The 4,124-nt window shown below is 55.7% G+C and carries 5 protein-coding genes and 1 pseudogene; 4 read left to right on the forward strand and 2 right to left on the reverse strand.

Annotated features, from left to right (window positions below; translation table 11 throughout):
• Positions 1–671, reverse strand: a 671-nt coding sequence (locus tag G369_RS39870; RefSeq protein WP_208604432.1) for an ESPR domain-containing protein, incomplete at its 3' end; no start/stop codon positions are given.
• 1,157 nt (positions 672–1,828) lie between these two features.
• Between G369_RS39870 and G369_RS39955 the strand changes: the two are divergent.
• From G369_RS39955 to G369_RS39880, 4 genes and pseudogenes are all read left to right on the forward strand, one after another.
• Positions 1,829–1,969: pseudogene (locus G369_RS39955) on the forward strand (hypothetical protein); the annotation flags it as partial.
• A 157-nt stretch (positions 1,970–2,126) separates the two neighbouring features.
• Positions 2,127–2,297 carry a hypothetical protein gene (locus G369_RS39000; protein ID WP_019658749.1) on the forward strand — a complete coding sequence of 57 codons (171 nt, stop codon included), beginning with the start codon at positions 2,127–2,129 and terminating at the stop codon, positions 2,295–2,297.
• A gap of 136 nt (positions 2,298–2,433) precedes the next feature.
• Positions 2,434–3,345, forward strand: a complete 912-nt coding sequence (locus tag G369_RS37310) for an IS3 family transposase (RefSeq protein WP_019658750.1) — start codon at positions 2,434–2,436, stop codon at positions 3,343–3,345.
• Positions 3,266–3,559, forward strand: coding sequence for a winged helix-turn-helix domain-containing protein (locus G369_RS39880; protein ID WP_157773893.1), 294 nt, complete (start codon positions 3,266–3,268; stop codon positions 3,557–3,559). Before G369_RS37310 ends, G369_RS39880 begins: the two co-directional genes overlap by 80 nt.
• 267 nt (positions 3,560–3,826) lie before the next feature.
• Here the strand turns inward: G369_RS39880 and G369_RS0135185 are convergent.
• The coding region (locus G369_RS0135185) for a tripartite tricarboxylate transporter substrate-binding protein (RefSeq protein ID WP_026346890.1) at positions 3,827–4,124 on the reverse strand (298 nt) is incomplete at its 5' end.

The following is a 4,124-nucleotide window of genomic DNA, read 5'->3' on the forward strand; positions in this document are numbered from 1 at the left end:
GCGGAGGTCGACAGGCTGGTGACGGAGCTGTTGGTCGAGCTCAGGCCGGTCGACAGACTGCTGATGCCGGTCGACGTGGAGGTCGACAGGCTCGCGACTGCGCTGTTGGTGGTGCTCAGGCCAGTGGACAGGCTACTTATGCTGCTAATCGCTGAACCCAAGCTAGTGGACGTGGAAGTGCTTAAGCTTTGAAGTTGACTGACATTAACCGCATCCGTCGGCAAACTACCAGCTGCCAAATTGCTAATTGAGTAGCCATTTAAAGTAGTCGCGCCATTGATCGAGACAAGAGGTGCTGTCAAAGTCACCGACGTTGGGGCTTTCAATCCAACCGTCTGGGAGTTGCCGCTGATGCCAGATGTGATGCCATTGAATTGTACGTTAGTCCCGCTACCGAGGTAGTAAGAGGTCGAATTTGAGCATGCGGAACCGCCCTGTTGAATGCTAGTATTTGGGCTATTTAAGTATGAATGAAGCCCCCCGGTGCTACATAAAACGAAACCACTCTGCGCATAAGAGGAGGTCGCATTCAGCGCGGCAATTGATATAGCAGCTACAGCTACGCTTTGGAGCAAGGTGCTTTTGCTCTTACCCTTTGTTGACACCGTTTCAGGAACGGCCATCCAGGTTTTTGTGGAGTCATTCCAGATGGAACGAAAATTTTTATTCATGTGAGCCTCAATTCAAATTGCGGCGCCCCAAGCGCCCAAATGGTTAGCTCCAAATGGCTCGATGACATTTATTCATGATGGGCAAATATGGTCATATATAAATTCCGAGCGCCTTGAAGGAGTCGCTATTTTTCAACTCCAAAAGTATCTTTGGTGCAAACTGATTTGTCGTTACGCATAACAGCTTCACTCGATGCCTTGTTACCAACAAGCTATATTTGTTTGGTCACTTTTACCAAGCGTCGGCTCATGTGTCGGATTAGATTCGATGAGCTCAACTGCCGTCAAACATCGCTTTTTCCAATCCGATTTCGAACGAAAGGATTAAGTGGAAAAATAATCCGGAAAGTCACCATCGAGTAGAAAAAACCAACGGCCAAGCCAACTGTTTTGTTATGCAATGTAAAAAAAATGGTCCTTTTGCGCTCTTATTAATATTTAATTAATAAAACGCTGATGCGCAAAGCTGCCCTTAGAAGACGGTCGTGGCTGCGGGAGAGACGTCGACCTCGGCGTAACAGAGACCAAGCGGTCGTTCGGGAGCTGCGGGTCGACGATGGTGGCCCGATCAGAATGGAGAGTTTGCGGATTCTTGGTGAGCGGCAAGAGGCCGAATGGAACGTGGCAACACGACACCGATATCAGACTTGGCGTCTAGCAGGGGACTATCTCTAGTGGCCGATGTGCGGCACTTGTGGATACGACGACACGGCACGAGAATTCAGTTGACTCGACGACTGCCTGAGAAGCGATCGCTGGCAAGTATGGGCGTGCTCGTTGATGCTGGTGATTTGCTAGTCGGCAGCAAATGAGTGGAAAGCTGCATCGCGCAAATAACTCTGGGACACGACGGTTGCCTAGTCGGCACAGCAGTTCATCGCGCTGTCATTACCACCGCCCTCGGCGCCGGTGCCAGCGGTTGCTGCTGTAGCTGCCGAAGAGATCCGTCTGGAGTTCAAGCGCGGCGCGATCGGCGTGAGCCTGACGTGGCTCGTCTCGGCGGCCGCAGACTGCGCAGCGTGGCTTCGCGAGGTGCTGCGATGATCCGCATCGACGCGCTGTGACTATGCACGAAGACGGTGGACATGCGCTGTGGCGCCGAGCGCTTGCTCGCGCACGTGGTGCATGCGATGTGAAGCGCGAACGCCCACCACGGCTACAAGTTTGCCAACTCTCGGGCCACGCGCATCAAGATGCTTGTGCACGACGGTTTCGGCGTGTGGTGTGCTGTCAGAAGATTTAACGCGGTCGCTTCGCGTGGCCACGCGAGCTCGACACGGCGAAGCCGGTCGCGCTGACGCAGGCGCAGTTCGATGCGCTCGTGGTCGGGTTGCCGTGGCAGCGGCTACCCGAGATGAGCGCGATCACGCGGCTCTAGAGCAGGGCTTGAGAGGCGGTGCGTTGACAGCGCATCTCCCAGTGGCGGCGTGTCGTCGCCACCCGCATGAGCCACGCATGCAAGAGCTGCACGACCTCAAGGAAGAATACTTGCGAGGTCTTGCGCCGGAGGCCATCGCCGAGCTGGTGCAGCAGTTGCTCCAGCGTCTACGCCGCCAAGACAGCGAGATCAAGTTCAAGGACGCCAAGATCTGTTGGCGCCGACCGGAAACTGAGCCAGTTTTGTAGGTAGTTGGAGTGAACCCCTGCGGCTGGACCACCGAGCAAACCAGAACTGATACGCTGGCCGGACCTTCAACCAGGAGAAGGTCATGTCATCGGGAGGTCCGTCTCGGCGTCACGCGCCGGAGTCCAAGATTCAGCTTTGCCCGGACATTCGCAGTGCGCCATCGGACGGCGTGATGCGGCCAAGAAGTACGTCCTGTCGACCAATCTGATTCAACTGTGGCTGACACAGTACGACCGGGGTGAGCTAAGCACCGAGGAGGCCGAGGCATCGGTCTTCGCGGAGTACGAGGCCAAGATCGCCGCCCTCGAGCGCAAGGTTGGCCAGCTCACGATGAAGCTGGACCTAGTCAAAAAAAACGCCGCACCTGCGCCTCGTGAGCGACAACGAGAACTTGTCGATCATCACCGGCCCCAACCCTGCTCCATCAGACGAGGGTGCCAAGTGATCGAACTGCCGCGCAGCACCTTCTACCGCCGGTCGACGGCGACCAGCCAAGGCATGAGCGACACCAGGCTCATCGAACTGATCGATAGCATTCAGGACGAGTTGCCGGGCTACGGCTACCGGCGCGTGACGCACGAGCTGCGCCGACGTGGGCACGTGGTCAATCACAAGCGTGTCGCGCGTGTGATGAGGACCCAGGGCCAGGGTATCAAGCCGCGCAAGCGCATCGTGCGCACTACCGACAGCAAGAACGACTCACCGTTTTTCCCCAACCTATACCGCAATGTCATCCCGACCCAGCCCAACGTGGTGTGGGTTGCCGATTTCACCTATATCCGGATTGCCTCGGGGTTCTGCTATCTGGCGGCCATTCTGGAGGCCTGCAGCCGCAAGGTGGTGGGCTACGAAGCCCGAATCAGGCGGGCGTTGGCGTTGCCGTACATTGATGAACACGAAGAGCTTGTCTTTGGGCGCTACATTTTCAATAAGCCGCACTATCAATGTCGAAACCCAGCATATTCATTTGGGGCCACGAGAGTTTCAGCTCGCACTTTATTTATTTCGACACGCCAACCAAGCCCATTCGCGAGAGACGATTTTTAAATCGGTATGGAGTAGAGGGGGCTCGGCAGATTTGACGCGTACAATAGACGTACATATTGCGCATTTGCGTAAATCATTAATGGAAATTTCTTCCGGCGACGTATCGCTAGTGTCTATACGAAACTTTGGGTATCGCCTCTTGTTGAATACGAAACATAAGATTAAGCCGCTGCCGTCTATGCAGACTAGATCACCAACACTCGAGGATGATTAATGCCTAATCTTCTGACACAAAAAATGCGTGATGCTCAATCTGCTGGCCGCCTGGCATGCCGGCAGACGTAAATGCCCACGAGACGTGCATGGAAAGTCTTCTTCACTCGTAGTCACGGCTACAGGAAAACAAGAACAAAGATATCCAAACTTGGGAAGCTTAGCTGTGCTCGCAAGGACTCCGCAGCCCGGTATATGCACACAAGAGACCCCTTGCTACTGCCTTCGAATTCGCGTCACAGAGGTCCTACCCTTTTGCCTGCAAGGATCAGTCCGCATATACGCCGGCGGCCTTGATGATCGGGCCCCACTTCGCGATTTCGGACGACACGAACTTCTTGTGCTCGGCCGGCTCGGTGCGCTTGTCGGTGGTGATCACCGCGCCCAGCGCTTCTTCACGCTGGATGAAGCCCGGGTCCTTCATCGCGGCCTTGATGGCATCGTTGAGCTTCTTCAGCACCGGTGCGGGCGTGCCCTTGGGCGCGTACACGCCGTGCCAGATCGTCACTTCGAAGCCCTTGAGGCCCGACTCGTCCAGCGTGGGCAGGTCCTTCAGCGCGGGCGTG

The sequence above is a fragment of the Variovorax atrisoli 110B genome (genome assembly GCF_000382045.1).
Taxonomy (GTDB): Bacteria; Pseudomonadota; Gammaproteobacteria; order Burkholderiales; family Burkholderiaceae_C; genus Variovorax; species Variovorax atrisoli.

What these genes read in the sequence shown, in the direction of transcription:
- G369_RS39000 (WP_019658749.1), top strand. Translation starts at nt 2,127, where the DNA reads ATGCAAGAGCTGCACGACCTCAAGGAAGAATACTTGCGAGGTCTTGCG.